Below are 25,531 nucleotides of genomic sequence, written 5' to 3' on the forward strand. Positions count from 1 at the left end.
CCGGATCGATGTCTTTGAAAGACATCGGCGCCCTTGGCGGCCACGCAACAAAAAGGGGCCCGTGAAGGGCCCCTTGTCCTCGGATCGATGTCCCGGGATCGATGGGAATCGATCTCAGCTCTTCTTGCCCGGACCCGGCTGATCTTCGACGATGGTCGCATCCTCGACACCGGTGTCGAGTTCGGCCAGCTTGGCCTGAAGCTTTTCGAGCCGCTCCTGCAGGAAAGCCCGCTGGGCGGCCGGATCTCCCCCGCCATCGATACCGGCCCCACCGTCCTGCGCAGCACCAAGGCCGCCGCCTCCCAGACCGCCACGCAAGCCACCGCCGCCACCGCCGCGAAGACCGCCACCGAGGCCGCCACCGCGCAAACCGCCGCCCTGGCCGCCGCGCAAGCCACCGCCGCCGCCACCGCGCAGGCCCCCGAGACCACCACCCCGAAGGCCACCGCCTCCAAGGCCGCCGCCCTGACCATCCTGACCACCGCCAAGACCGCCACCGAGACCGCCGCCCAAGCCCCCGCCGCGAAGACCACCTCCGCCGCGCAAACCACCGCCGCCCCGAAGGCCGCCGCCCTGACCACCGCCAAGACCGCCACCGCGACCGCCGCCCCCGCCCCCGCCCCCGCCCCCGCCCCCGCCCCCGCCCCCGCCCCCGCCCCCGCCCCCGCCCCCGCCCCCGCCCCCGCCCCCGCCCCCGCCCCCGCCCCCGCCACCGCCGCCGCCACCGCGCAGGCCGCCGCCCTGCCCATCCTGACCACCGCCAAGACCGCCACCACGCAGGCCACCTCCACCGCGCAAGCCGCCGCCGCCGCGAAGACCGCCGCCACCGCCACCACGAAGGCCACCACCGCCGAGACCGCCACCGCGCAGGCCGCCGCCGAGCGCCTGAGGTCCACCACCGCCGCCGCCATCACCCAGCGGGTCATCGCCTTCGACGTCGGGATTGCGCCGGCCTTGTGGTTTGGCCGGTGTGCCAAGCGCTTCACGTGCCTTTTTCAGCCGTTCCCGGCGATCATCCTGGTTCGAATCAGACATTCAAATCTTCCCCATCCATAATATTTTCAGGCCACGGCCCCTTCGCGGGGACCGCGGCCAGATCGAAATCAACCCGCGCTACGCTGACGACGGGACAGGAGCTGCTCTCGCAGCATCTGAGGATTGGCCCGGACCCTGTCGCTTGCCGCGCCGACATGCCTGGTCAGGCCGTCCTGCAAAGCCCTGGCAAATTCCTCGGGCTTGGACTCGTCGCCTTCCTGGGCAAGCTTGGCCAGTTCGGGCGCGGTCTCGGACAGCTTGGGCGAGTTGAGGATCATCGCGCGGAACGCGTCGACTGCGTCCTGGTACCGACCCGCGGCAAAATAGACATCGCCAAGCGCCTTCTGAATGGGCGGGAAACGCGCACCCATGCGGCCGACACCACGCAGAAGCTCGAGCGCTTCGTTGTGCCGGCCCGCGGCCGAGCGCGACATGGCCGCGCCCACGATGGCCCGCGGGTTGCGCGGATCAAGCTCGAGCGCCTGATCATAGATCTCGATGGCCTTGTCGTGATCGCCCATGCCCGCATGAGCCGCGGCCAGCGCCTGCTGGACGGGGGGCTTGTCGGGCGCGATCTTGGCGGCCTTTTCCAGCGCGTCGCGCGCCGGGCCGAACTTGTTCTGGCGCAGGAAGGTCGTGCCAAGGGTGAAATGCGAATACCAATTGTCGGGCTGCATCTCGGTGGCGCGCTCGAATTCCTGCATCGAGCCTTCCACGTCGCCCGAGCGTGACAGCGCATTGGCATAGGCCGTCCTGAGCTTGCCGTCCTGCGGGCAGCGCATCACTGCTTCCTTGAGCACATCCTTGACCTCGTCCATCCGGCCATGGCGCTCCAGAAGCTGGACCTTGCGCAGGTAGTTGAAGCTGACCGTGGGATCGAGCGCGATGGCCGCATCGAAGCTTTCGACGGCGCCGTCGATGTTTCCAAGCTGTTCCTGCGCTTCGGCGCTGAGCAGGTGGACGGGGCCGAGATCGGGCTGGAGCGCCGCGGCTTCCTGGAAATGCTCCAGCGCCCGCTGCGCATCACCTTCGGCCGCGAAGGACCGGCCAAGGCCCAGATGCGCCGAGGACAGGGTCGGGTCCTCTTCCAGCAGCGTGATGAAAATCTCGCGGGCGCCTTCGATATCGCCCTGCTGCAACGTCGCGAATCCGGCCTGCACCTCCTCGCGCTTTTCCGGGGGCAACTGCTGTTGCTGCCCGCGCCGGGGGGTGCGCATCACTGGGGGGGTTTCGTTTTCAGCTGACATGGAGTGTCTCCGGTCTCGGGAATGATAAGGGTCTGAAATCTGTAGGCCTATGGCGGGCATCCTATCGTCCGGCAGACCCTCGCACCAGACTCGATCAGTCGTATCATGCGTCCGCGGCGGCAATGGGGCAACCTGGATCGCCATTTGGGCAAAGTTCCCGCCCCCACCGGGGGGCTCTGCGTCCAATCACGCGGCACAAGGCCGGTCATGCAAGGCGGCACAGCCGAAATCATCCGCTCATGCCTCCACCGAAAGCGCCATGACCGTGGCGCCGTCGCGGGCAAGCGCCACGTCGATCCGGCGGCCATCGGGGCGCTGTATCGTGGCGCTATCGGCCCCGATGCGCTCAAGCACAAAGGTCTTGGGCCGGCCATTGAGCCCCTCTCCGCCCATCTTGGCCGCAGCCTCCTTGGCGCACCACCCCGCAAGCAGCCGGGCCGGATCCGGAGCCTCGCCCAGAAGGGCGATTTCCGTCTCGGAAAAGCCGCCTTCGGCGAGCAGGGCGGCATCGACGCCCTCGACCGGCTCCATGTCGATCCCCGCGGGCCGGCCCGGCGGGGCCGCCACGGCGATCGCGCCGCCCGCGGCATGAGCGAGCGAGATCTCGGGCGCGCGGCCGATCCCCAGCGCGGCCAGCGGACCGGGATCGAGATGCGGTTTGCCGCCCTCGGCCACGATGATGACCATGTCGGCAGGCAGGCACAGCACCCCGTGCTGCGCCGCGATCCAGGCCCGCGCGGCCTCCTTGAGGGCGATCCGGCCCATCAGCCAGTCGCGCCGGCGCCGGGCGGGGCCGGTCATCGCGGCCCATTGGGCGCGTTCGGGCGCCGAGAGCATCGTGTTGACCAGAAGCCGGGTCCACAGACCGCCGGCATCCTCGAGAAAGCCATGCGGGAAGGCGGGCACCCGCCAGATCGTCACGTCGGGGCCGGCATCGAACAGGTCGGCGGCATGGCCCAGGAAGGCCTCCCTGGGACGGAAGCGCGCCTGGTAGAACGCGTGCGGCACCCGGAAGAACCGGTCCCGCCAGGTGCTGGCCCGCATCAGGAGCGTGCCGTCGGGCAGGTGCGCCTCGAGATCGGCCTGCATGAAGCGCGCCTCGGCCACAGAGCCCACGGGCCGGTCCTCGGGATCGCGCAGGCCCACCCGGCAAGAGATGGTGGCGCCTGACAGCGCCTCTTCGCGAATGCCGGGGCCAAGGTCGATCCGGTCGATCGAGGAGGGAAAGGCCGAGAAATCGGTGCCGGAGCCCTGCGCGATCCAGAAGGCCGTCACATGGCCCATCTGGTCGAGCAGCGCGGGATTGAGCAGGAGCCCGGACGGGTCTTCACCATGGCCGAAGAACTCGCCGAGCGGCAGATCGGCCAGTTCGGCATCGATCCCGGTCTCGTCCCAGGCGATCAGCCGGGCAACGCCCTGAAAGAGGGGGCCATGGAACATGCCGGTGGTGTAAAGTTCGTGTTCGGCCCAGATCGGGGCGCGCGGCGCCGCGAGCGGCGGGAGCGGGGCGAGCTCCGCGCCCTCCCCGATCACCGCATCGGCCTCGAAGAGCGGGCTGCCATCGGGGCGGGTGAGCCGGACGGAGACGCGGATCTCGCCGGAAGCCCCGTCATCGGGAATCACCCGGGCCTCGGTCACGATCGTGCCGGGGCCGTCGTCGAAGGCGACCCAGTCGCGGGCACGCACGTTTTCCAGCCGGGTCGTCATCTGCCCGGTGAGAACGGCCGCGGCCTCTACCACCATCTCCATCGAACAGGCCAGTGGCAGGACGGGCAGGGATTGCAGGTCGGGATCGGTGTCGGAGACATCGTCGGCATAAAGCGTGTGATGGGCGATGAAGGGATCGGTGAGCGGGTCGAAATCGCTCTCGGCGAGAAGCCGGCCGTCGTCCTGTTCGAGGATGCGGTGGAACATCGGCGGCTGCCAGTCGCCGGTGGCGCTCGCCGTGCCGGGCGAGACACCGAGGGCCGCCTCCATCACATTGCCCTGCATGTCGAGGAATTGCTGCATCACGCCGAAGAAGCCGCCCATGTCACCCGCCGGTTCGGCCGGGGGGGTGCCCAAATTTCCAGAAATTTGGGGGGCCTCCAAAATTCGCGAATTTTGGACCGCCTCCGGGACGGGCTGCGCGCCCTGCCCGAGGGAGGCGGCAATCTCGTCGCGGATCCCGGCGGCGACCTCTTCGGGCAGACGCAGGTAATCGAGCGTGTTGTTGATTCGGCGCAGGCGCGATTTCGGCGGATCGGCAGCAAGATCGCACTCTCCGACACCACGGCCTGCGAAAAGCGCGCTCGCATCGACATCATGCCCCAGCGCCCAAAGCCGCCCGAGACTGGCCAGGAAATGCTGCAGCCCCCCCCGCCTGCGGCTGTCGAGCGGCAGGGCCACGGCATCGCGGCCCTTGAGCGCATCGTCGATGAAGCCCGTCAGATTGGCCGAGGGCCCGACTTCGAGGAAGGTCGTCACACCGTCATCGTGCAGCGCCTCGACGGTTTCGTGAAACCGCACCCGCGAGGCCCATTGATAGGCCACGAGCGCGCGGATCTCGACCGGGTCAGCGGGCATCGGCTGCACGGTCGCGCAGGACCAGATCGGAACCTGGGGCGCGTTGAACGCCATGTCCTTGTAGACACGGGCCACCTGCTCGGCGACATCGGCGAAAAGCGGCGTGTGATAGGGTCTGTCGAAGGGCAGGAAAGAACACATGCCCCCTTCGGGGCGCAGTGCCTCGACCACCTCCTCCATCTTGGCGCGGCTGCCGTAAAGCACCGCCTGATGGTGGCAATTGTCGAGCGCGAGATGCAGCCCCGGATCGGCCTCGACCATCTCGAGGATGCGGGTCCGGTCGACGCCGCCCACGGTCAGCAGCGCGCCGCCCTCGATCCCGCCCGAGGCCTCGATCTTTTCGTAAAGCGCATTGAGGGCCCGGATCCGGCCCGCGAAATCGGTGCGATCGGCCCCGTCGCCAAAGACGCCCGCCGCCGCCAGCGCGGAATGTTCGCCCGAGGAATGGCCCACCACCACGTCGGGCGCGATGCCCAATTGCCGCAGCACCGCCATCAGCGCCTGGGCCGAGATGAACATCGCCTCCGATCCCAGCTCCAGCCCGAAAAGCCTACCCGCCAGCGCCCTGGACAGGTCGTCCTCCAACGTCGTGGTCGGCGGAAAGACGGACACCGACGGCGGGATCGCACGGTCGGGGAAAAGCCCGTCCCAGAAGTCGAACCAGCCGCGCGCCACGGGGAAATGGGTCAGGATCTCGCCCAGCATGCCCTGGTATTGCGCCCCTTCGCCCGGGAAGACGAAGGCAAGCTTGCCGGGGGTCGCGCCGTCGGTCGCCACAACGCCCGAACGCAGGCGGAACGCGGATTTGCCGCCCTCCAGCCGCTCGGCCGCCTTGGCGAGCTTCTCGGCCAGATCATCATGGCTTTCGGCCGTCAGCGCGAGCCGGTTGGGCCCGGAGCCCGCATCGGCCACGATACGGGCCGCGATATCGCACAGGGGGGCCGCCGCATGGCGCTCCACCGCCGCGATCAGGTCACGGCAGCGCGCGGCAAGCGCAGGCGCATTCTCCGCCGACAGAAGGACCAGCTCATGCGGCCAGTGGCGCGGCGGCGCACCCGCCTCGCCGTCGGGCAGGGGCGCCTGTTCAAGCACGGCATGGGCATTGATGCCACCGAAGCCGAAGGCATTCACCCCGGCCCGGCGCAGATGGCCCTCCGGCGCGATCCAGGGCCGGGTTTCGGTGTTCAGATAGGCCCGGCTTTCATGGATCGGCAGACCCGCGCGGATGCCACCCTCGGCGAGGGTCGGCGGCAAGGTCCGGTGATGCAGCGAGAGGGCTGCCTTGATGATGCCTGCGGCACCGGCGGCGGGGATCGTGTGTCCGATCATCGATTTCACCGATCCGATGGCGATCGGCGGCACCGCGCCCTCGGCCCGCTTGCCGAAGACATTGGTGATCGCGCTGATCTCGGTCCGGTCACCCAGCGGAATGCCGGTGCCGTGGCATTCGATCAGCCCCGGAATATCGGGCGCCTCCGGGTCTTGCCCCGCATCGACAAGCGCGCGCTGGATCGCCAGCATCTCGCCCTCGAGCCGGGGGGCGAGGATGCCCGACCCCTTGCCATCCGAGGATTGCCCGATGCCCTTGAGCACGGCGTAGACGCGATCGCCCTCGGCAAAGGCATCCTCGGCCCGTTTCAGCGCGAGAATGCCCAGGCCCTCGCCCATCAGCGTGCCGTCGCCGCCTTCGGCGAAGGGGCGCACATGGCCCGATTGCGCCAGCGCGCCCAGCTGGTTGAAGAGCATGTAGACCTCGGCCGGGATCGTGGCGTTCACGCCGCCGGCAAGCATCAGGTCCGACCGGCCCGCGCGCAATTCCTGCATCGCGGCCTGAATCGCCAGATGCGCTGCAGAACAGGCCGCGTCCACAAGGAAGTTCGGCCCGTTGAGATCGAGCCGGTTGGCGATGCGGCCCGTCATCACGTTGGGCACCAGCCCGGGCGAGATGTCGGAGGTGAATTTCGGCAATTGGTCGGCCAGCGCCGCGCGCACCCGGTCAAGCGTCTCCGGCGGGACGCCGGGCAGAAGCTGGCCTAGGATCTCGCGCGTCTGGTCGAGCACGATCCCGTGCTGGATCAGAACGCCGTGGCCCCGGTGCAGATAGGTGGAATGACCGAGGATCACGCCGGTGCGGGCGCGGTCGATCTCGTGGCCGTCGCGCGTTGCATCGCGCAACGCCTCCTGCGCGATCCGGAGCGCGAGGAAATGGTCGGGCTCCGACCCGTCGACCGAGGCCGGCATGACGCCCAGATCGACAATATCGGCGGAATAGGCCTCGCCCAGGTAGCCGCCGCGCACGGTGGGGATCCGGTTCGCGCCGATGCCGCCGAGGTAGCGGTCTTGCTCCCATTCGGGCATGGGATCGCGGATGAATTCCAGCTTGCGGCAGATATTGGCGAAATAGCGCTGCGGATTGTCGGCGCCTGGAAAGAGGCAGGCCATGCCGACGATCGCGATATCGCCCGAGAGCCCGTCGCCGATGCGCCGTTGCAGATAGGGTGCGTTCATTCTGCCGCCTGTGTGGACCGGGGCTTGCTGGTGACGTCGTCGCGGATCTCGCCCTCCCAGCCGCTGAACCGCTTGAGCCCGGTGTCAGACGTGCATTCAAGCCCCTCGATCAGCAGAAGCGGCGTGCCTTCCTCATCGGCCAGCGCCACGTCCGACAGGACCTGCGGGGCGGTGACGCCCTCGCGCAGGCGCATGACCATGTAGCGCGGCACGCCCTCGCCCAGACGAACGAGGCGGTCGAAGGAATTGGGGATCGCGGGGCCGCCGCGGGTTTCGGCGGACCAGACAAGCGCGAGCTGGGCCGCCACGTCCAGAAGACCGGGATCGAAGACCCAGGCGCTGTCGGCCGGGCCGAAATCGCCGGGCCGTGACGGGGCCACCTCGGCCAGGACACCGCGCCCGTCGAGACCCGCCAGCGACTTGATCAGCTGGAAGGACGGGCCGTGGAACAGGATCTCGCGATAGACCTCGCGCGCGCCGGCGGGCGCGGGGGCCGTGTGCAGGCCCAGAACCTCCTGCGCGAGCGCAAGATCGGCCTCGGCCGGCTCTGGCAGCGCGCCTTTCGGCACCATCACGGCGGAGGCGCGGTAATGGGCGCGGGCGATGCGGCCCGTGGCCGCGCGCAGCTCCACCCGGGCCGAAAAGCCGGTCGCATCGGCATGTTCGGCGCCAAAGCCCACAAGCTCCACCTCGCGAGGCGCATCCCCCTCGAGCCGGAGACCCGACAGAAGCCGCAGATCGGTCAGGCCCGCGACCTGCCAGTCGGGCCAGATCTCGGCGGCGGCCTCGGCGATCACCTCGGCCGTCACGCCCAGAGGCAGGACGGCGGCATCGCCGATACGGTGATCATCGAGCCAGGGATCGGTCACGAGGCTGAAGGTGCGGCGGATCGCGGTGCCGCCGCGATCGGTGGGCGCCTGCGTGGCATCGGGCAGCAGGGCAAAGCGGCCCGCGACGGCCTCGGGCGGCGCGGGGGCCGTGTCGACCTCCGGGGTCTCTTCGCCTGACGGAGCCTCGGCAGACGGGATCTCGGCGGGGGCCATGCCCTCGGGATCACCGGCGCGTTCGGCCTCGCGGGCCTCCCACGGGCCGGCGCCGAAGATCACCTCGGCGGGCGCATCGGCATCGCCGCGCATGATCTCGTCGAAGAGCACCTCGGCACCGCCCTGCGCGGGCACGAGCCAGACGCCCTGCGCCTCGAATTTCGCGCGCACGCCATCCGACACCATGCCTGCCCCATGGGTCGTGGCATCCCACGGCCCCCAATTGGCGGCGAAGGCGCGGGTCTCGGGCCAGCGCGCATCAAGCTGGGCGGCCAGCCGGTTGAGCACCTCGTTGGCGGTGGCGTAATCGGTCTGGCCGGAATTGCCATAGCGGCCGGCCACCGAGGCAAAGAGGCAGAAGAAGGCGGGCGGTGCCGCATCGAGCGCGGCGGCCAGCGCCAGCGTGCCGATCAGCTTGGGCTCGATCACACGGTCCCAGCTGTCGGGGGTCTTGTCGGTGAACTTGCGATCCTCGATCACGCCCGCGCCGTGGATCACGCCGAAGACGGGCCCCTGTTCCGCGGTGATCCGGGCGAGTGTTTCGGCCACCTGATCCGCATCACCCATATCGGTGCGGTAATAGGCGATCGTGGCGCCCAAAGCCTCGAGATCGGCGAGGTTGGCGCGAATCTCGCGGTCGCGGATCACCGCACCCATGCGCCGTTCGATCAGGGCGGGCGTCACCTGTTCGCCGGCCTCCTTCGCCTCGTCCATCAGGCTCTTGCGCAGCGCGGCGCCTTCGAGGCCCGCGAGCCGGCGGGGCTCGTCCCCCGGCAGGGCCGACCGGCCCAGCAGCACAAGCGTCGCGCCATGGGCGGCAAAGGGGCGCAGGCATTCGGAGGTGATGCCGCGCGCGCCACCCGTGGCCAGGATCACCGCGCCTTTCGGCAAATCGCGGGGCGCGGCGTCGAGCGCGGCCTCGGAGGTCACGAAGACCGTGCGCGTGCCGCCGGGATAGCCCGCCTCGATCCGGCCATGCGGCGTGGCGAGTTCCGCCAGCAGCGCATCGGCCATGGCCTGCGGCGTCTCGTCAGGATCGAGGTCGATCGCCTTGGCGCACGTTTCGGGCCATTCCTCGCGCAGGGATTTGGCAAGGCCGGTGCCCCCGCCGGCCAGCATAAGACCCTCGGCGGACCCGGCGTTGCGGGCAAATGTCCCGCCAAAGCCGCTGGCCAGAAGGATCCGGCCTGTCTGGAGCGTCTCCGCATGGGCCTGCACGGCAAGATAGGTCGCCTTTTCCACCTGCGCGATGGCGGCGCGCCAGCCCTCGGCCCCGGCCTCGAGCGTGACGGGATCGAGCGCCAGCGCCTCGAGCATCACGAGCCCCGCGACGGGCCCTTCGGCCTGCGGCGCTTCGTCGGCGGTGACCTGAACGGGCGTGCCGCCCGCGGCCTCGATCTTCTTGGCCATGACCTTGGCAAGCTTCTTCGGCCCGCCCACGATCAGGTAACGGCCCCCGGGCAGCGTCTCGGAGGGCTGCGCCAGGGGCTGTTCGAGGGCTTGCATGACGAACCGGGGCGGTCGGCTGGAACCGGTGGCACGTTCGGCCACGGGTTCCGCCGCATTCTCCGCCCCGGCGGGATCAAAAGGGCCTGCGCCCTCCAGATGGGTATTCAGCGTCTCGACGATGGCGCCGAGGGTCTTCTGTTCGTTGAGCGTCTCGCCCAGCGGCGTGGCGGCCTCGGATTGCTTGCCCGGCAGGGCCTTGATCAGCGCGCCCACGATCTCGAGCCGCTTGATCGAGTCGATGCCCAGATCGGCCTCGATGCCCTGATCGAGCCCGAGCATGTCTGCAGGGTATCCGGTGCGATCCTCGACGATCGACAAGAGTAGCGCCTCGATCCCCGCACGGTCGAGCGCATCGCCCCCCGCGGGGGCGGCAGCCACCTCGGCGGCAGGCGCGGGCGCGGGTTCAGGCGCCGGGGCAGGAGCCACTGCAGCAGCAGGCGCCGGCGCTGGGGCGGGTGCCGGGGCAGGGGCCGGGGTTGGCGCAGGCGCAGGCGCTGCCATCACCGGCGTTGCGACGGGGCGCGCGGCGGCAACGGGCCGGGCCAGTGCCGGTCGCGGCGCGGCCGCGCGGGCCGCGGGCGCGCCCAGCGAGGCAAGCATCACGCGTTCCTGCGTTTCGAGGAAGCGGGCCATGGTCGCCTGGAAATCGGCGAGCATGGCTTCGGTCGGGGTGGCATAGGCTTGCGGCGGGCCAGAGATATCCTGGCCGTCGTAAGCCCCGGTCGGATCCACCCCCGGGAAGTCCGGGTGCGTGGTCATGCGGGTCTCCTTGCGGTTGGAAGCGGGGCGGGATGCGGTGGCTGGCTGTGCTGCGGGTGCAGCTGCCGGTGTGGCAGGGGCCGCGGGGGCGGCGGTTTTCCGGGCCTCGATCTCCTCGATGGTGAGAACGGGCAGGGGCGGGCTGCCGACAGGGCGCGCGCCGGAACCATTGAGCAGCCACAGATGCTTGGGCAGCTGGGCTTCGGGTTCGACCGGGCCCTTGAGCGGCACCGTCTTGCAGTCGCGGCCCGAAAAGAGCTGGGCCAGATCAAGCGATGCGCCTTCGGCAAGGACGGCGCCGATTGCGCCCAGAAGCCCCTTGATCCCGCCCTGATCATCGTCGCTGGCGATGGCGCGGTGATCGCGGCCGTCGAGGATCTGGCGCACCATGCCGGCATGGCTGCCCTTGGGGCCGAGGCTGAGAAAGACACGCGCGCCGTCGGCGTGCATCGCCTCGATCTGGGAGACGAATTCCACGGGTGCGGCCAGCTGCTTGGCCAGCACCTCGGCCACCGGCGCGTCATAGGGTTTCGCGGTCAGGTTGGCATAGACCGGGAAGGCCATCTGCCCCAGGTCCATCTGTTCGATGAAAGCGCCGAGCTTTTCGCCCGCGGGCGCCACGATGGGCGAATGAAAGGCCGCGCCGACCTGAAGCGGCTGAACCTTGATGCCCGCAGCCTCGCAGGCGCGGGCCGCGGCCTCGATCCCGGCGCGGGTGCCCGACAGGATCGCCTGTTCGGGCGCATTGTGATTGGCCACGAGCACACCCTCGATGCCTTCGATCGCCTTTTCCAGCGTCGCGCGGTCGGCGCGCGCGGCGGCCATGGTGCCCAGATCCGCGCCGTCGCCGGCCTCGACCATGAAGCGGCCCCGCGCCTCGCTGACGGAAATCAGCGCAGCCCGGTCGAAGACACCCGCGGCATGAAGGGCCGCGAATTCGCCATAGCTGTGGCCCGCGGCCATGTCGGGCGACAGCCCCATGTCCCGCAGGATCGCCCAGAGACCGGCCTCCACCACGCCAAGCGCGGGCTGGGCGTTGGAGGTCACCGTCAGCTCGGCCGCGACCGCGGCCTGCGCATCGGCCTCGTAGGCGCCCGCTGGCAGGATCAGCCGCGACAGCGACCGGCCCAGAACCGTGTCGGCATCCGACAGGCTTTGGGCCATCTGCGGGAAGGCGGCGGCCACATCGGCGAACATCTCGGGATATTGGCTGCCCTGTCCGGGGAAGATCAGCGCAAGCTTGCCGCCTTGCGCAATCAGCGGCGCGGCAGAGAAGGATGCGCCCGGTGGAAGGGGCTTCGATGTGTCCTCAAGATGCGAAAGAAGCATCTTGATACGGTCTTTGATGTTCTCGTTTGACCCGACCACGATCGTGGCCGTCACGCCCGAGGGGCCGGCGGCTTTCGCAAGGCTGTAGGCCAGATCGCGCAATTCCGGGCTCCAGCCCGCCTCGAGCCGGTCGACAAGCGCAGTGATCTGTTTCGCGATCATGCCCGCATTCGGCGCGCGCCAGACCAGAAGCTCATGGCCCCAGCGTTTCCGCGCGGCGGGCTTGAGTGCGGGGATGCTGCGCTTGCCCGAATATTCCTCGATCGTGACGTGGAAATTCGTCCCGCCGAACCCGAAGGCCGACACGCCCGCACGCCGCGGCGTATCGGGAGAGGGCAGCCAGGGGCGTGGGCGATCCACGAGGTAGAGGGGGATGTTCTCCTCCTCCAGCTTGGGATTGACCGGACCCTGCCGTCCGTGGGGCGGCAAAACCTCGTGATGGAGCGCCAGCGTCGCCTTGATCAGGCCGGCAAGGCCGGCCGAGGCCTTGGTGTGGCCGATCTGGGTCTTGACCGATCCGATGGCCGATTGCCGCGGCGCGGCCCCGGCCTCTTCCATCAGGCGGGTGACGGTGGCCATCTCGGCGGTGTCGCCCACCACGGTGCCGGTGCCATGCGCCTCGAAGAGGCTGACGGTGTTGGGGCTGTAGCCCGCCATCTCGTAGGCGCGGTTCAGTGCGCGGATCTGGCCGTCGGGATGCGGCGCGGTCATCGAGCGGGCCTTGCCGTCGGACGAGCCACCCACACCCTTGATCACGCCATAGATCTTGTCACCGTCCCGTTCGGCATCGGCGAGCCGCTTGAGCGCGACCATGGCAAGCCCTTCGGAAATCACGATCCCGTCGGCACCCGCCTCGAAGGACGAACACCGCCCACGCGGGGAAAGCGCGCGGGTCTTGGAAAAGCACAGGTATCCGAACGGGCCCTGCACGGTGTCGATGCCACCGGCAAGCACCATGTCCGAGCGGCCCGTCTCAAGCTCGAGCACCGCCTGGTAGACCGCCGTCAGCGACGAGGCGCAGGCCGCGTCCACGGTGTAGTTCACACCCCCGAAATCGAGCCTGTTGGCCGAGCGGCCGGCCGCCACGTTGATCAGGATACCGGCAAAGCTGTCTTCGGTCCATTCGGGCAGATAGGGCAGCGCCGCAGGATCGATCCGGCCCGAGGACCGGGGGCTTTCCGAGCGGACCGCGTATTGCGCGCCCACATCGCCCACCCCGCCCGAGGCGCCGAGGATGATCGAGGTCCTGAGCCTGCGCCCGCCATTGGCCGGGCTCTCAGCCGCGTCGCGATCGTCATAGCCCGCATCCTCGAGACAGCGCCGCGCCAGTTCCAGCGTCATCAGCTGCACCGGATCAATGGCCTTGATCGACCGCGGCGGCATGCCGAAGCGCATCGGGTCGAAGGGCATGTCTTCAAGGAAGCCGCCCCACTTGGAATAGATCTTGTCCTCGGCATCGCGGTCGGGATCGAAATAGATCCGGTAATCCCAGCGATGGGCCGGGATCTCGGTTACCGCGTTCTTGGCGTCGAGCAGGTTTTCCCAATATTCCGAGACGTTCTCCGCCCCGGGCAGGTAGGTCGATATCCCCACGATCGCCACATCCGCAGGGCGCGGCTCTGCGGCTTTGGCCGGCGCGCGGTCGGGCATCGTGTCGAGGCCGGCAAGATAGTCGACAGCCCCTTCCCCGATCTCGCGATGAAGCGCGTCGATCGTCGTGGTGGCCGAGCGCAGCTGCGCGGCCTGACCGATCATGTACATGCCCTCTTCGCGGCGGCGGGCCTCCTCGACCTCGAGAAGGTCATCGCCCTTGCGCTCGGTGGCCTTGGAGGCGATGCGCAGCCGACCCAGCGTCAGGCTTTCCAGCTCTTCGCGCATCTCTTCGGCGCCCGTGCCCCTGGCCTCGAGCTCGCGCCGTTTGGCGGCGAATTCGGTGGCAAAGGGCGACATGGCCGCGCGGCTGGCATGGCCTGCGCCGGTCTCAAGCGTCACGGTTTCGGAACACTCCAGCAGGACATCCTGGAAATCCTTGACGATGCCACCGCCCGCGACGCTTTCCTCGGTGAAAAGATAGGCCGTGCCCATCAGCACGCCCGTCTTGATGCCCCGTTCAGCCAGAGGTGCCGCAAAGGCCGCGACCATCGCGGCCGAGCGCGCATCATGGATGCCGCCCGCGAACAGCACGCAGATCTCTTCGGCCGCCTTGGGGTCGGTGACCTCCTCCAGCAGGGTGCGCACCATGTTGTCCCACAGAACGAAACTCGACATCGGGCCCACGTGGCCGCCGCATTCGCGGCCTTCGAAGACGAAGCGCTTCGCGCCCTGTTCGAGGAACATCTTCAGCAGGGTCGGTGAGGGCACATGCAGATAGGAGGGGATGCCATCGGCCTCGAGGGCCACGGCCTGATCGGGCCGGCCGCCCGCGATCAGCGCGAAGGAGGGGCCATGTTTCAGCGCGACCTCGACCTGATCCTTGATCAGCTGGGAGGGTGCAAAGCCCAGAAGACCCACGCCCCAGGGCTTGCCCCTGAGCCGTTCGGCCGCCTCTTCGAGGAGTTTGTCGGCCTGTTTGGGCCGCATCAGCGCAAGCGCGATCATCGGCAAGGCACCGCCCTCGCCGACCGACTGGGCGAAGGCCGCGGTATCGGACACGCGGGTCATCGGGCCCTGAACGATGGGCCATTTCGTGCCATGGGCCTCGGCCACGCCCTGCCCTTCGCCAAGGGCGGGATTGCGCACGGCGCGGACCACGGCCTCGGCCGATTGCGTGGCCATCGCCGAGATCAGGCGCCCGAGGCTCTGGTAGCGGGCGGACAGATCGGGGGCAAAGGCCGCGGCCTGCCCCATCGGGGCGATCTGACCCGCACCCATGTTCCAGCCGAAGGCGGGGCGCGCGATGGCGGCCTGACCTTCGGTCGTGTCTTCACCGGCAAGTGCGGTGCGCAGAGCGGCGGCGGCTTTCAGCCCCGGTTTCTCCACGCCGCGCCAATGCACGCCGCCCGGCCCCTCGATCAGGGCGGTTTCGGCCCCGGTCATCCGGGCCAGAACCGGTGTCACGGTCTCGGTGAGGGTGGATTCGCGCAAGGTGAGCAGCTGGTCATCAAGAACGACGCCCGCCGCACCGCCGGCGCGCGCCGCACCCACCGAATGCATCCCGATGCCGCCGCGCACATAGACATCCTCCGCCCCGCCCGAAAGCGCCTGCTGAAGCAGGATGAAGGAGGTGGCCTCGCCGACGCGGCCGCCCGCCTCGTGGCCCTTCACGATCAGGCCTTCGGCCGCGACAGGCCCGGTCAGGCGCGGATCCCAGCGGATCGCCTCCGGCACGACCGAGACGCCGGCCGCCCGGATCGCCTCCACGGCCTCCATGTCGTCCAGCGCGGCCTCGGCCGGCAGAACCACGACACGCAGGCCCCGCGCGCCGTAGCGGCCCACAAGGGTCGCGGCCTGTTGCGGATCGGTGAGCGCAAGGCCGAAACCTTGCGTCTGTTCGCCGGCAAGTGCCTCGAGGGCCGCCTCGAGCACGCCATCGGCCAGCGGCAGTTCGGCGTTGAACAGACCCACATGCCCCGCCCGACCAGCCGCGACGGCAAGGCCCGGATCACCGCTCCCTGCCGGGGTCATCACGAGGAATCTGAATGCGTCGGCCATGATGATCACCCTACCTCAGTCCCTGCCTGCAACCGGGCAGAGATCAGCTGTCCTTTCCGGTCTCGTCGTGGCCGGCATCGGCCTGCATTGCCTCTTCGGCATCAAGCTGTGCGAGACGTTCCTTGATCTTCTCGATCCGCTCGGTGAGGAATTTGCGCGTGGCTTCCGGATCCTCGGGATTGGGACCCATGGGCACCTCGCCGTCAGCGCCCAAGCCACGGCTCTGAAGACGCTGCCGCAGGCCCGCGCCGCCACCCTGGCCATTACCTTCGCCGCCACCAAGACCACCGCCGAGGCCGCCACCAAGACCACCGCCGCGCAAGCCGCCGCCGCCCTGACCGCGCAGACCCCTCAGGCCACCGCCGCCGGGGCCACCCTGACCGCCACCAAGACCACCGCCGCGCAAGCCGCCGCCGCCCTGACCGCGCAGGCCCCGCAGACCGCCGCCGCCGGGGCCACCCTGACCCCCGCCCAAACCGCCACCCAGGCCACCACCGCCCTGGCCGCGCAGGCCGCCACCCAGACCGCCGCCACCCTGGCCCAGACGGCCGCGGAAGCCGCCGCCAAGACCTGCTCCGGCACCGGCGCCACCGGCTCCGGGCCCGGGTCCGCGGCGCGGACCGCTACCCTGACCGCGCTGTGCGCGCAGACGTTCGAGCGGGCTTTGATTTTCGTTGTTGTCGGTGTTGTCATCAGCCATCTTATTCGCTCCGTTGAAATCCATTCCCGCGGTCCGGGCACCATCGTCCCCGTCCCTTCGTAACATATTTTGTCAGATCAGCCGTGCTTTCCTGCGCGGCCGGGGCCCCTCGACGAAGGGCACCTGGAATACCTTTTCATGCATGACCGGGCCATGCCCGAAATATCCGCCTTCTCCGAAGGCTTCGCCGTGATCGCCCATCACCATGAACCAGGTATCGGACGGGGCCTTGTCCATCAGCGCGCCCAGCAACTCGTCGAGATATTCGACGCAAGCGATCTGCTGCTGGTGCAGGCCCTTCATCACCTCGTCGGCGAAGAATTCCTCGATGTCCATCTCGCCCTCCTTCTGCTGGTGGCCGATGGCACCGCCCGCATCGCCGCCCTTCGACAGCGTCTTGGCCACGCCATGCAGCCCCGAGATATGGGGCAGCGAGGGATCATCGAGCATATAGGGGTAATGGGTTTCCCCGAGATTGAAGAAATGAAAGCTGGGCTGATCGCGGCTGAAACTTGCCTCTGCGACCATCCCTTTGAAATCGTTGTGATTATCCATCAGCTTGTAATCATCGAACGCGTTGTTGATGACCGTGTATGGATTGAGCACCGGCATCGAGACCCGGCCCACGGTGCGGTAGCCGTATTGCTTGAGCATGCCCGGCAGGCTCAGCTGCGGCAGGAAGGTCTCGAATTTCAGTTCGGGAATGTCGAGCCGCTCGCCCCATTTGTGGAAATCCTCCTTGTAGACCTCGGAGGCATAGACATGGGTCGGCGAGACATGCGGCACCAGTCCCATCATGAAGGTGTAATGCGACGGTGCCGTCCAGGAGGCATAGGAATACCGCGCCTCGATCTGCCCCAGCCGGGCGAGATTCGGTGCCTTGGCGGCAAGCGCGCTGTCGAGCCGGCAGCTGTCATATGTGATGAGGATTAGGTTACGAGGCATTGACCGGTACGTCCTTGAAATACTGTATGTTCCGGGCGTTACACCCGGGCGCTGCCCGTCTGTGACCGGCAGCGCGGCTCAGGCATGTTTGCCGCGTCGCGGCATCATATCACCTGTATTCATCATCCAATAGCTCCTCAAATGGCTCGACGCGACATCTGGCGGCTAGAATTGCCCGCTCCGCGCATGGTGACCAGAGAAAATGCCCGGTTTTAAGGCACGGATTTCAATACCTGATCCGTCGGCCACCGCTATGGCGTTATAATCCTGCGCGTTTCGGGCTGTCCAGCCCGCCCGGGCGCAGCCGATAGCACCGCAATGTGTCGTCATGACGGCAGAAAGACGGGCAGGCAACGCGAAGACGGGCAGGCAACGCACGGTGGGGTGGCACGATGTAAGCTTTCACACTTCCAGACTGCGCCGCGATTGCAACCGTCCCGCCACCTAGCGGGCCCTCGTGCGGAAAGTCTGTCGCCCCATGTCCGAACTCTCGCCCAATTTCGCCCTGCCCTACATGCAATCCAGCCAGGCGCAGAAACACGTCACCCACAACGAGGCGCTGGAACGGCTCGACGTGCTGGCACAGCTGGCACTCGAGGGGTTTGCCACGCTCACGCCGCCCGCCGCGCCGACCGAAGGCGAGGCGCACGGGATCGGGGCGGGGGCCACCGGGGTCTGGGCCGGGCAGGACGGACGGATTGCCGCCTGGCTGGGCGGGACCTGGGTTTTCATCGATCCGGGCCATGGCTGGCGCGCCTGGGGCCGGGCCGAGGCCGAGCTGCGCGCCTGGGACGGGGCGGCCTGGACGCCCGTGACGGGTGACATGACCAATCTTGACGGTGTCGGCATCGGCGCAGCCTGGGACAGTGTGAACCGGTTGGCCGTTGCCTCGGATGCGGCGCTGTTCACCCATGCGGGCGGTGGGCACCAGCTCAAGATCAACAAGGCCTCTTCAGGTGATACAGGGTCGATTCTCTACCAGACGAACTGGAGTGGAAGAGCCGAGATGGGCCTTGCCGCATCGGACGATTTCGCGGTCAAGGTTTCGGATGGGACGGACTGGTTCGAGGCGCTGAGGATCGATCATGCGACCGGTGGCGTGGCATTGCCCTCGGGCCGCTCGGACATGCCCGTCTTTTCCTGCGGGGTGGATGACCCGAACAAGGATTTTTTCAACGGAGATCTGCTGACGATCGTGCCCACGACGGATACGCATTCGGGCCAGGTTGATGCATCGAAATATCAGGTGCCCGTTACGGGCACCTATTTCCTGTCGATCACCTCCCTGATCCGGTCTGTCTCGGGGAGCCCGACCAACATCAAGATGAACCTGCGGGCAAACAATCTGAAGATCCAGGAATTGACGGTCGAGGAATTCGTCCTTGAATCACGCTCCATGCCGGTGGTGGTGTCACTTGCGGCCGGGGATATTGTCGATCTCGCGCTCGTCGTGCAGAACGGCTCCGCCCCCAGTGTCAGGTTCTGGAACGCGACCGGATGGATGCTCTACCGGATCGGCGCCTGACACCCCCGGACAGCATCACTCCTCGTCGTCGGTGCCCATGTTCTCGTTGTGCTGCGCGATGGCGTCCTCGATATCCTCGTAATAGGTCATGTGACCGTTCTCGAGCACGGCACCCGCCTGGCAATATTGCCTCAGCTGAGCGGGTGAATGGGTGACGACGATGGCACCGGCGCGTTGCATCCGGTCCTGAAAGACCAGCCGGCTTTTCTGCCGGAAGGACGCATCGCCCACCGAAGTGACCTCGTCCACGAGATAGGTCTGGAACGGGATGCCGAGCGAGAGGCCGAAGGCCAGCCGGGATTTCATGCCCGAGGAATAGCTGCGCACCGGCATGTGGAAATGCGAGCCCAGTTCGGCGAAATCCTTCACGAATTCCATCAGCTCCTCGGTATCCACGCCATAGACGCGGGCGATGAACCGGGTGTTCTGGGCGCCTGTCATATCCTTGTGGAACGATCCCGCGAAGCCCACCGGCCAGGAAATCGTGCCGGTGGAAACGATCCGGCCCGCATCGGGTTTCATCGTGCCGCCGATCATGTCCATCAGGGTGGATTTGCCCGCCCCGTTGCGCCCCAGAAGACCCACCGAGACACCGGTGGGAAAGGTGAAATTGATGCCATCGGCCACCACCTTGGGACCACCGGGTGTCCAGAAGGCTTTCGTCAGGTTCTCGAGCCGGATCATCGTCTGTGCCTATCCGCCGCTCAGGGCCGGTCCCTCAGGGAATAATAGATCAGGCTCAGGATCGACCAGAGCAGGAAGGCAAAGCCCGCCACCAGCGCCACGATAAGGCTGCGCTGGGGAAATTCCGCGCGCTCGGCCAGGGTGGGCGCGATATAGCTCGCCAGGTACCGGCTTTGCCGGTTGGCCTCGGCACGCGCGCCGTCATAGGCCGAAAGCGCCGCGACATAGGCCTGTTCGGCGAATTCGCGATCCACGCTGAGACGCTCGAACTCCGCCACGGTGGTGGCATAGCTTTCCCCGCTCGGCCCGGCGCCACCGGCGCCGAATTTCTGACGTTCCTCGTCGATCCGGGCCTCGATCACTTCGATCCGGCGCTCGGCCTGTTCGACACGCGGGTCGCTGTCGCGGGCCGTATTCTGCAACAGATCATATTCGATCAGCGCCTCGGCCAGCTGCGCCTGCAACGTGTTGAGAAGCCCCATCTGACCCTGGATATCGGCCGTGACATCGACGATCTGGTTCTCGATCCGGAAGGCCGTCAGCGCCTCGCGCGCCTCCTTCAGCCGCTCGACCGAGAGGTCGAGATCCTCGCGCGCATAGGATGTGGCATCCTCCCGCGCGATGGCCGACAGATCGTTGATCATCCGCGTGCTCTCGTCATAGATCGCCTCGGCCACCGCCTTGGCCTCCTCGGGCGTGAAGGCAAGAACGCGCAGCTCCATCAGGCCCGAATTGGCATCATAGGAGATGCGCACGATGCGGCGCCAATAGGAAGTCAGATCCTCGATCGTGCCGCTCGGCTCGAAGCCGAAGACCGGATCGGTCCGGTAGTGGCGACTGTAGAGCTCACGCAGGTTCAGGCGGGCATCGACCGCCGCCACCAGTTCCTGGCTGCGGATGAATTCGTAAAGGATATCGGTATCCGAGGATCCGCCGCCCCCGCCCCCAAGAGCGGTGCCCAGACCGCCCAGGATATCGACCGCCGAGGAAATATCCTCGGAGCGCACGGTAAAGGCCACGGTGGAGGCATATTGATCGGCGGCCCGTTCATGCAGATACCACGACGCCGCGAGAACCGGGACGATCACCATCAGGATGAACCCGAACACAAGCCCCCAGTGACGCCGCTTGACCCGCGCGGGCGAGGCGACGGGACGCACGACCGGCGTCCGCCGCGCGGCCGGGCCGCGTCCACCGCCCTTGCCGGCCGCCTTCTTTCCGCCGAGCCCGCCCGAGGCCCCTGTTCTGGCACGGCCGGACTGCGCCGGGGCCGCCTTTTCCGATTGCCTGTTCTGGCCCGGACCCGACTGTCCCGGCCCGGATTTCCTGCCCCCCGGGCCCGGACGCTTGCCGGGCTGTTTCGGCCCACCGGGAGAGGGCCGGGAGGGGCCGGATTTCTTCTCGGGCGATTGTGCCGGCGCCACTTCGGGCGTCAGCTCCTCGGATGTCCGGGTTGTCTCGGGCGCGTTATCGGCAACCACGCGGACCGGCCCGCTCTGCTCTGACATTCATGCCCCTTTCACAAGGTCGACCCCAAATTAACGCGGAACAGGACCCAGAGGCCAGTGGGATACATCGGTCTGCCGCGACACGACAGACGTCCTGCACCCTAGCTCAAACCTTCCGGCTTCTTTCCGCCGACCCGGCCCGTCAGCCCGTCCCGCACCGCCCGGGCCAGAAGCCTGAGATAGATGCCCTTGTGGGCACCCTGCCGCGTGGTCTTCCACAGCCATTTCGGCAGGACGACGAACAGGGCGGGCCAGAACCACAACCCGGCCGCGCGGCGATACAGCATCAAGAGGTTGCGATGATAATAATAGGCCTTCCAGGGCGGCGAGAATTGCCCCGGCGGGCCGGAAAACGTCGTGCAATCGTGTTCGAAGCGTATGCCCGGGAAAAACCCGATCCGGCCCCCCGCCTCCGAAAGCGTCAGCGAATAGAGCCCGTCCTCGGCATAGATGAACAGCCGGCCATCGGGATAACCCGCAAGCGCAACCGCCCGGCGCGACAGGAACAGCCCCACGAAGGAGCCCCCGTCGACAGGCATCGGCGCGGTCCGGGCGTAATCGGCCTCGGCCAGGTGGAACGCCGCGCGCCCGCCGCCCGAAATCACCCGCAAGAAGATCTTCGGATGCCAGAACGGGTTCAGCACGGGGCGGTTCATCTCGCAGATGCGCCCGTCGGGATAGCGCACGGCGGCGGCCACCGCGTCCCAATCCGCGAGGTCGGTGGCGCGGAACGCGGCCAGCGCGCCGGGCTCGGGCCGGCCATCGTCATCCATCACCACGACCCAGTCGGGATCATGGCTTTCCACGATGTGGCGCAGCCCCGCCTCGAACCCGCCCGCGCCGCCGATATTCTCGGCACTCTCGATCAGGTCGAGCCGGGGGTCATCCAGCCCGCGCAGGAACTCGCGGCTGCCATCGGTCGAGCCGTTGTCGACCACGACCAGAACGTCGAGCGGCTCGGCCAGAAGCCGGGCGACGGTCGCCTCGATCTGGACCAGCCGGTTATAGGTGACGACGACGGCGCCGAGTTTCATCGGCCACTCATCACAGCGGATCGCGGGCGAAGACCGGGGCGGGCTGTCCCGCCTGTCGCGCCTCGAGCCAGATGGCGGCCGTATCCATCGCCTCGCGGATGGTCACATCCATGTCGAGATAGCGATAGGTGCCAAGCCGGCCCACGAAGGTCACGTTGCGCTGATCCTTCGCGCGGGCCACGTAATCGCCCAGCATCGCCTTTTCCGCCACCAGGCGGATCGGGTAATAGGGGATGTCGTCGGGGCCGCATTCGCGGCTGAATTCACGGTAGAGCACCGACCCCTCGTGGCTTTCCCAGGGGGAGAAATGCTTGTGCTCGGTGATCCGGGTGTAAGGAATATCGCGGTCGCCGTAATTCATCACCGCGCAGCCCTGCCAGTCGCCAGTGCTGCGGAATTCCTCGAAATCGAGCGTCCGGTAACCAAGCCGGCCCAGTTCGTAACCGAAGAACCCGTCCAAGGGTCCCGACCAGAAGACATGATCCCAATCGCCCGCATCCGCGGGATCGAAAGCCGTCTCGAGATGCACGTCGATCCCCGGGTGATCGAGGATCCGTTCGACCATCGCCGTGTAGCCGCCCTCGGGCATGCCCTGGAACCGGTGGAAGAAGTAATTGTCGTCGTAATTGAACCGCACCGGCAGCCGCTTGAGGATGCTCGCGGGCAATTCGGTCGGGCTGCAGCCCCATTGCTTTTCGGTATAGCCCTTGAAGAAGGCCTCGTAGAGATCGGGGCCCACGAAGCGCAGGGCCTGATCCTCGAAGGTCTGGGGGTCGGTGATCGAGGTATCGGCCTGGGTCTCGATGAAGGCGCGCGCCTCTTCGGGGCGGAAGGTGCGCCCGTAGAACTGGTTGATCGTGTGCAGGTTGATGGGCAGCGAATAGACCGCGCCCTGGGACGTGGTCTTCACCCGGTTCTTGAAGGGCAGGAAGGTCTCGAACGTGTTGACATATTCCCAGACCTCCGCGTCGTCGGTATGGAAGATATGGGGGCCATAGACATGGACGAGCACGCCGGTTTGCGGATCGCGCCGCGTATGGCAATTGCCGGCCACGTGATCGCGCGCATCCATCACCGTGACGCTGTGACCAGCCTCGGCCAGGCGCCGCCCGATCACCGCGCCCGAAAGGCCCGCACCCACCATCAAGACCTTGTCTGTCATGCCATTCCCCTCGGTCATCCCGCCCGGACGAGCGTGTCTCTAGCGCATATGTTCCGGGCAGAACAGGGGCGGCGGCGGACTGAACGGGGACCGGCAATCATTTCCCCCGGCGGACAGGGGCCGGCAAGAGCTTTCAGGAAAAAACGCGGGCGCGCGGCGGGCACTGGCGACGGAACAGGCCTGCGCATCTGATCCGCACGCCTGCATGATCGCGGCGCAGACCTCTGTGGCCATGCGGTCTCGTTCATCAGCAGCTGTCCCGGGTGCAACAGGTCGCCAGACTGGCCGAAGACACCCAGGTCCGGGTCAGCGGCACTCCGTGAAGGCCAACACGTCCGCACCGGTGGATTGAGCGTGGCCCGGGACGAGTTGCCGCCCCACATCCATGCCGAGCTTGAAGAGCTGCAGACACAGCTTGAAGCAGGGTCCCTCGACGATGACGCGGGCAAGGCCTTTCTGAATGGCACACTCGTGGCGTGACCCAGGCGTCCCGCCCCGTCACCTGTCGGGACACGCGCCCCTTGCCGCCCTAGACATTCGGCCCGAAATCGGGAAAACCGCCACACACTTGAGTTCATGCTCCGGACGGAGCGCACGTGTTTCACGGGGGCGTCATTGACCAAGACAGCGTTGATCACCGGTATCACTGGCCAGGATGGATCCTACCTGGCCGAATTCCTTCTCGAAAAGGGATACGAGGTTCACGGGATCAAGCGGCGGGCCTCGCTGTTCAACACCGCGCGGGTCGATCACATCTACGAAGACCCTCATACCGACAACCAGCGCTTCCAGCTGCATTACGGCGACCTGACCGACAGCTCGAACCTGACGCGGATCATCAGCGAAGTGCAGCCCGACGAGGTCTATAACCTCGGCGCCCAGTCCCACGTCGCCGTCAGCTTCGAGGCGCCCGAATATACCGCCGACGTGGATGCCATGGGCACCCTGCGCCTTCTGGAGGCGATCCGCTTTCTGGGGCTGGAGAAGAAGACCCGCTTCTACCAGGCCTCCACCTCCGAACTCTATGGCCTAGTTCAGGAAATCCCGCAGAAGGAAACCACGCCCTTCCACCCGCGCAGCCCTTACGCGGTGGCCAAGATGTATGCCTATTGGATCTGCGTGAACTACCGCGAAGCCTATGACATCTATGCCTGCAACGGCATCCTGTTCAATCACGAGAGCCCGCGCCGGGGCGAAACCTTCGTGACCCGCAAGATCACCCGGGGGCTGGCCAATATCGCGCTCGGGCTCGAGCCCTGCCTCTACATGGGCAATATCGACAGCTTGCGCGACTGGGGCCACGCCAAGGATTACGTGCGCATGCAGTGGATGATGCTGCAGCAGGACACGCCCGAGGATTTCGTGATCGCCACCGGCGTGCAATATTCCGTGCGCGAGTTCATCACCTGGACGGCGCGCGAGCTGGGCATCGAGCTGGAGTTTTCGGGAGAGGGTGTCGACGAGATCGCCACGGTCACCTCCGTCAACGGCAACATGGCCCCCGCGGTCCGCGAAGGCGACGTGGTGATGCGCATCGACCCGCGCTATTTCCGCCCCGCCGAGGTCGAGACGCTTCTGGGCGATCCCTCGAAAGCCCGCGAGAAACTCGGCTGGGTGCCCGAGATCACCGCGCAGGAGATGTGCGCCGAGATGGTGGCCGAGGATCACAAATCCGCCCGCCGCATCGCGCTGCTGAAGGAACACGGGCTCGACCTGCCGGTCAGCCTCGAAGGGTAGGTGCGCGTGGCGGCCCCGTCCGAAGCGGTTGTCTACACCTTCGGCAAGGTCGGTTCCACGGCGGTGGCCGCAGCGCTGAACCGGGCCGGTGTCCTGACCCATGACATCCATTCGCTGGATCCGTCCGTCCTGAAACGGCAGGCGCGGGCGGCCCTGGCCCGCGACGCCTTTCCGCCGCACCATGTGAGCCTGTCGATGGTCCTGCGCGAGAGGCTGCGGCGGCGGGCCGGATCTTCGGGTGCGAGGTGACGATCGCGCGGCGCAATGTCGGGGCAGAGAAACCCTATGCCGCCGCCTATGCCCGCGCCCGCGATGCGATCCGCTTTCCCGGCCAGAGGCTGGACCCGGTCTATGGGTCCGCCCATATCCGCCAGTTCTGGACCGATCCGGAGATCGACGGGATGCGCGCAGCCTGGACGGCGCCGGCATGATCCGGGACGCCTGCGTTCCTTGTTGCGAGACAAGGCAGAGGCCGAGATGAGACTAAGGCTGGTATCGATTGGTGGCTGGTGTCGCCCGGCCCATCAAATCAGGGTCTGGGCAGAGGGTCGGTCGGAGTTCGAGGCGCCCGCCTCGCCCTTCGACTGGAC

Annotated in this window: 15 protein-coding genes; 7 read left to right on the forward strand and 8 right to left on the reverse strand. The window is 67.5% G+C overall.

What is annotated here, in order from left to right; genetic code table 11:
- Nucleotides 1–33 precede the first annotated feature (33 nt).
- Nucleotides 34–1,056 (forward strand): hypothetical protein, encoded by a 1,023-nt coding sequence (locus tag EP376_RS23210; RefSeq protein ID WP_206074814.1) that lies wholly within the window; start codon nt 34–36, stop codon nt 1,054–1,056.
- Between the two features lie 47 nt (nt 1,057–1,103).
- Here the strand turns inward: EP376_RS23210 and EP376_RS18385 are convergent, their stop codons facing one another.
- The 3 genes from EP376_RS18385 to EP376_RS18395 form a co-directional block, all read right to left on the reverse strand.
- Nucleotides 1,104–2,282: a tetratricopeptide repeat protein gene (locus EP376_RS18385; protein ID WP_164744985.1), complete on the reverse strand. Its 1,179-nt coding sequence runs from the start codon at nt 2,280–2,282 to the stop codon at nt 1,104–1,106.
- A gap of 237 nt (nt 2,283–2,519) precedes the next feature.
- On the reverse strand, nt 2,520–7,355 hold the full coding sequence (locus EP376_RS18390) for a type I polyketide synthase (protein WP_127657094.1): 4,836 nt from the start codon (nt 7,353–7,355) through the stop codon (nt 2,520–2,522).
- Nucleotides 7,352–15,646: a type I polyketide synthase gene (locus tag EP376_RS18395; protein ID WP_127657095.1), complete on the reverse strand. Its 8,295-nt coding sequence runs from the start codon at nt 15,644–15,646 to the stop codon at nt 7,352–7,354. The genes EP376_RS18390 and EP376_RS18395 overlap by 4 nt, the downstream gene beginning before the upstream one ends.
- Between EP376_RS18395 and EP376_RS23215 the strand changes: the two genes are divergently transcribed.
- Complete coding sequence (locus tag EP376_RS23215) at nt 15,645–16,409, forward strand: hypothetical protein (RefSeq protein ID WP_203331060.1); 765 nt, start codon at nt 15,645–15,647, stop codon at nt 16,407–16,409. The genes EP376_RS18395 and EP376_RS23215 overlap by 2 nt on opposite strands.
- Nucleotides 16,410–16,418: 9 nt before the next feature.
- Here EP376_RS23215 and EP376_RS18405 read toward each other — a convergent pair whose 3' ends face one another.
- Nucleotides 16,419–17,291 carry a sulfatase-like hydrolase/transferase gene (locus EP376_RS18405; protein WP_127657096.1) on the reverse strand — a complete coding sequence of 291 codons (873 nt, stop codon included), beginning with the start codon at nt 17,289–17,291 and terminating at the stop codon, nt 16,419–16,421.
- Nucleotides 17,292–17,769: 478 nt separating this feature from the next.
- Between EP376_RS18405 and EP376_RS18410 the strand changes: the two genes are divergently transcribed.
- Entirely contained in the window at nt 17,770–18,816 is a 1,047-nt protein-coding gene (locus EP376_RS18410) for a DUF2793 domain-containing protein (protein ID WP_127657097.1), read from the forward strand.
- A gap of 15 nt (nt 18,817–18,831) precedes the next feature.
- On the opposite strand, the gene EP376_RS18415 is transcribed toward EP376_RS18410, so the two are convergent.
- From EP376_RS18415 to EP376_RS18430, 4 genes are all read right to left on the reverse strand, one after another.
- Nucleotides 18,832–19,500, reverse strand: a complete 669-nt coding sequence (locus tag EP376_RS18415; protein ID WP_127657098.1) for an ABC transporter ATP-binding protein — start codon at nt 19,498–19,500, stop codon at nt 18,832–18,834.
- Between the two features lie 20 nt (nt 19,501–19,520).
- Complete coding sequence (locus tag EP376_RS18420; RefSeq protein WP_238928910.1) at nt 19,521–21,008, reverse strand: sugar transporter; 1,488 nt, start codon at nt 21,006–21,008, stop codon at nt 19,521–19,523.
- 101 nt (nt 21,009–21,109) lie between these two features.
- The gene (locus EP376_RS18425) at nt 21,110–22,042 is read right to left on the reverse strand and encodes a glycosyltransferase (protein ID WP_127657099.1); all 933 of its coding nucleotides are present in this window, start codon (nt 22,040–22,042) and stop codon (nt 21,110–21,112) included.
- 10 nt (nt 22,043–22,052) lie between these two features.
- Nucleotides 22,053–23,204, reverse strand: a complete 1,152-nt coding sequence (locus EP376_RS18430) for a UDP-galactopyranose/dTDP-fucopyranose mutase family protein (protein ID WP_127657100.1) — start codon at nt 23,202–23,204, stop codon at nt 22,053–22,055.
- Nucleotides 23,205–23,558: 354 nt separating this feature from the next.
- Here EP376_RS18430 and EP376_RS23530 point away from each other — a divergent pair, with 354 nt between their 5' ends.
- The 4 genes from EP376_RS23530 to EP376_RS23060 all read left to right on the forward strand — a co-directional run bounded on the left by EP376_RS23530 (nt 23,559) and on the right by EP376_RS23060 (nt 25,372).
- Nucleotides 23,559–23,684 (forward strand): hypothetical protein, encoded by a 126-nt coding sequence (locus EP376_RS23530; protein WP_255519519.1) that lies wholly within the window; start codon nt 23,559–23,561, stop codon nt 23,682–23,684.
- Nucleotides 23,685–23,780: 96 nt separating this feature from the next.
- Nucleotides 23,781–24,941: a GDP-mannose 4,6-dehydratase gene (gmd, locus tag EP376_RS18435; protein WP_127657101.1), complete on the forward strand. Its 1,161-nt coding sequence runs from the start codon at nt 23,781–23,783 to the stop codon at nt 24,939–24,941.
- Nucleotides 24,942–24,947: 6 nt separating this feature from the next.
- Nucleotides 24,948–25,190, forward strand: coding sequence for a hypothetical protein (locus EP376_RS18440; RefSeq protein WP_127657102.1), 243 nt, complete (start codon nt 24,948–24,950; stop codon nt 25,188–25,190).
- On the forward strand, nt 25,187–25,372 hold the full coding sequence (locus EP376_RS23060; RefSeq protein WP_164744986.1) for a hypothetical protein: 186 nt from the start codon (nt 25,187–25,189) through the stop codon (nt 25,370–25,372). Before EP376_RS18440 ends, EP376_RS23060 begins: the two co-directional genes overlap by 4 nt.
- Nucleotides 25,373–25,531 lie beyond the last annotated feature (159 nt).

Source organism: Alexandriicola marinus, assembly GCF_004000435.1.
In the GTDB taxonomy this organism is placed as follows: Bacteria; Pseudomonadota; Alphaproteobacteria; order Rhodobacterales; family Rhodobacteraceae; genus Alexandriicola; species Alexandriicola marinus.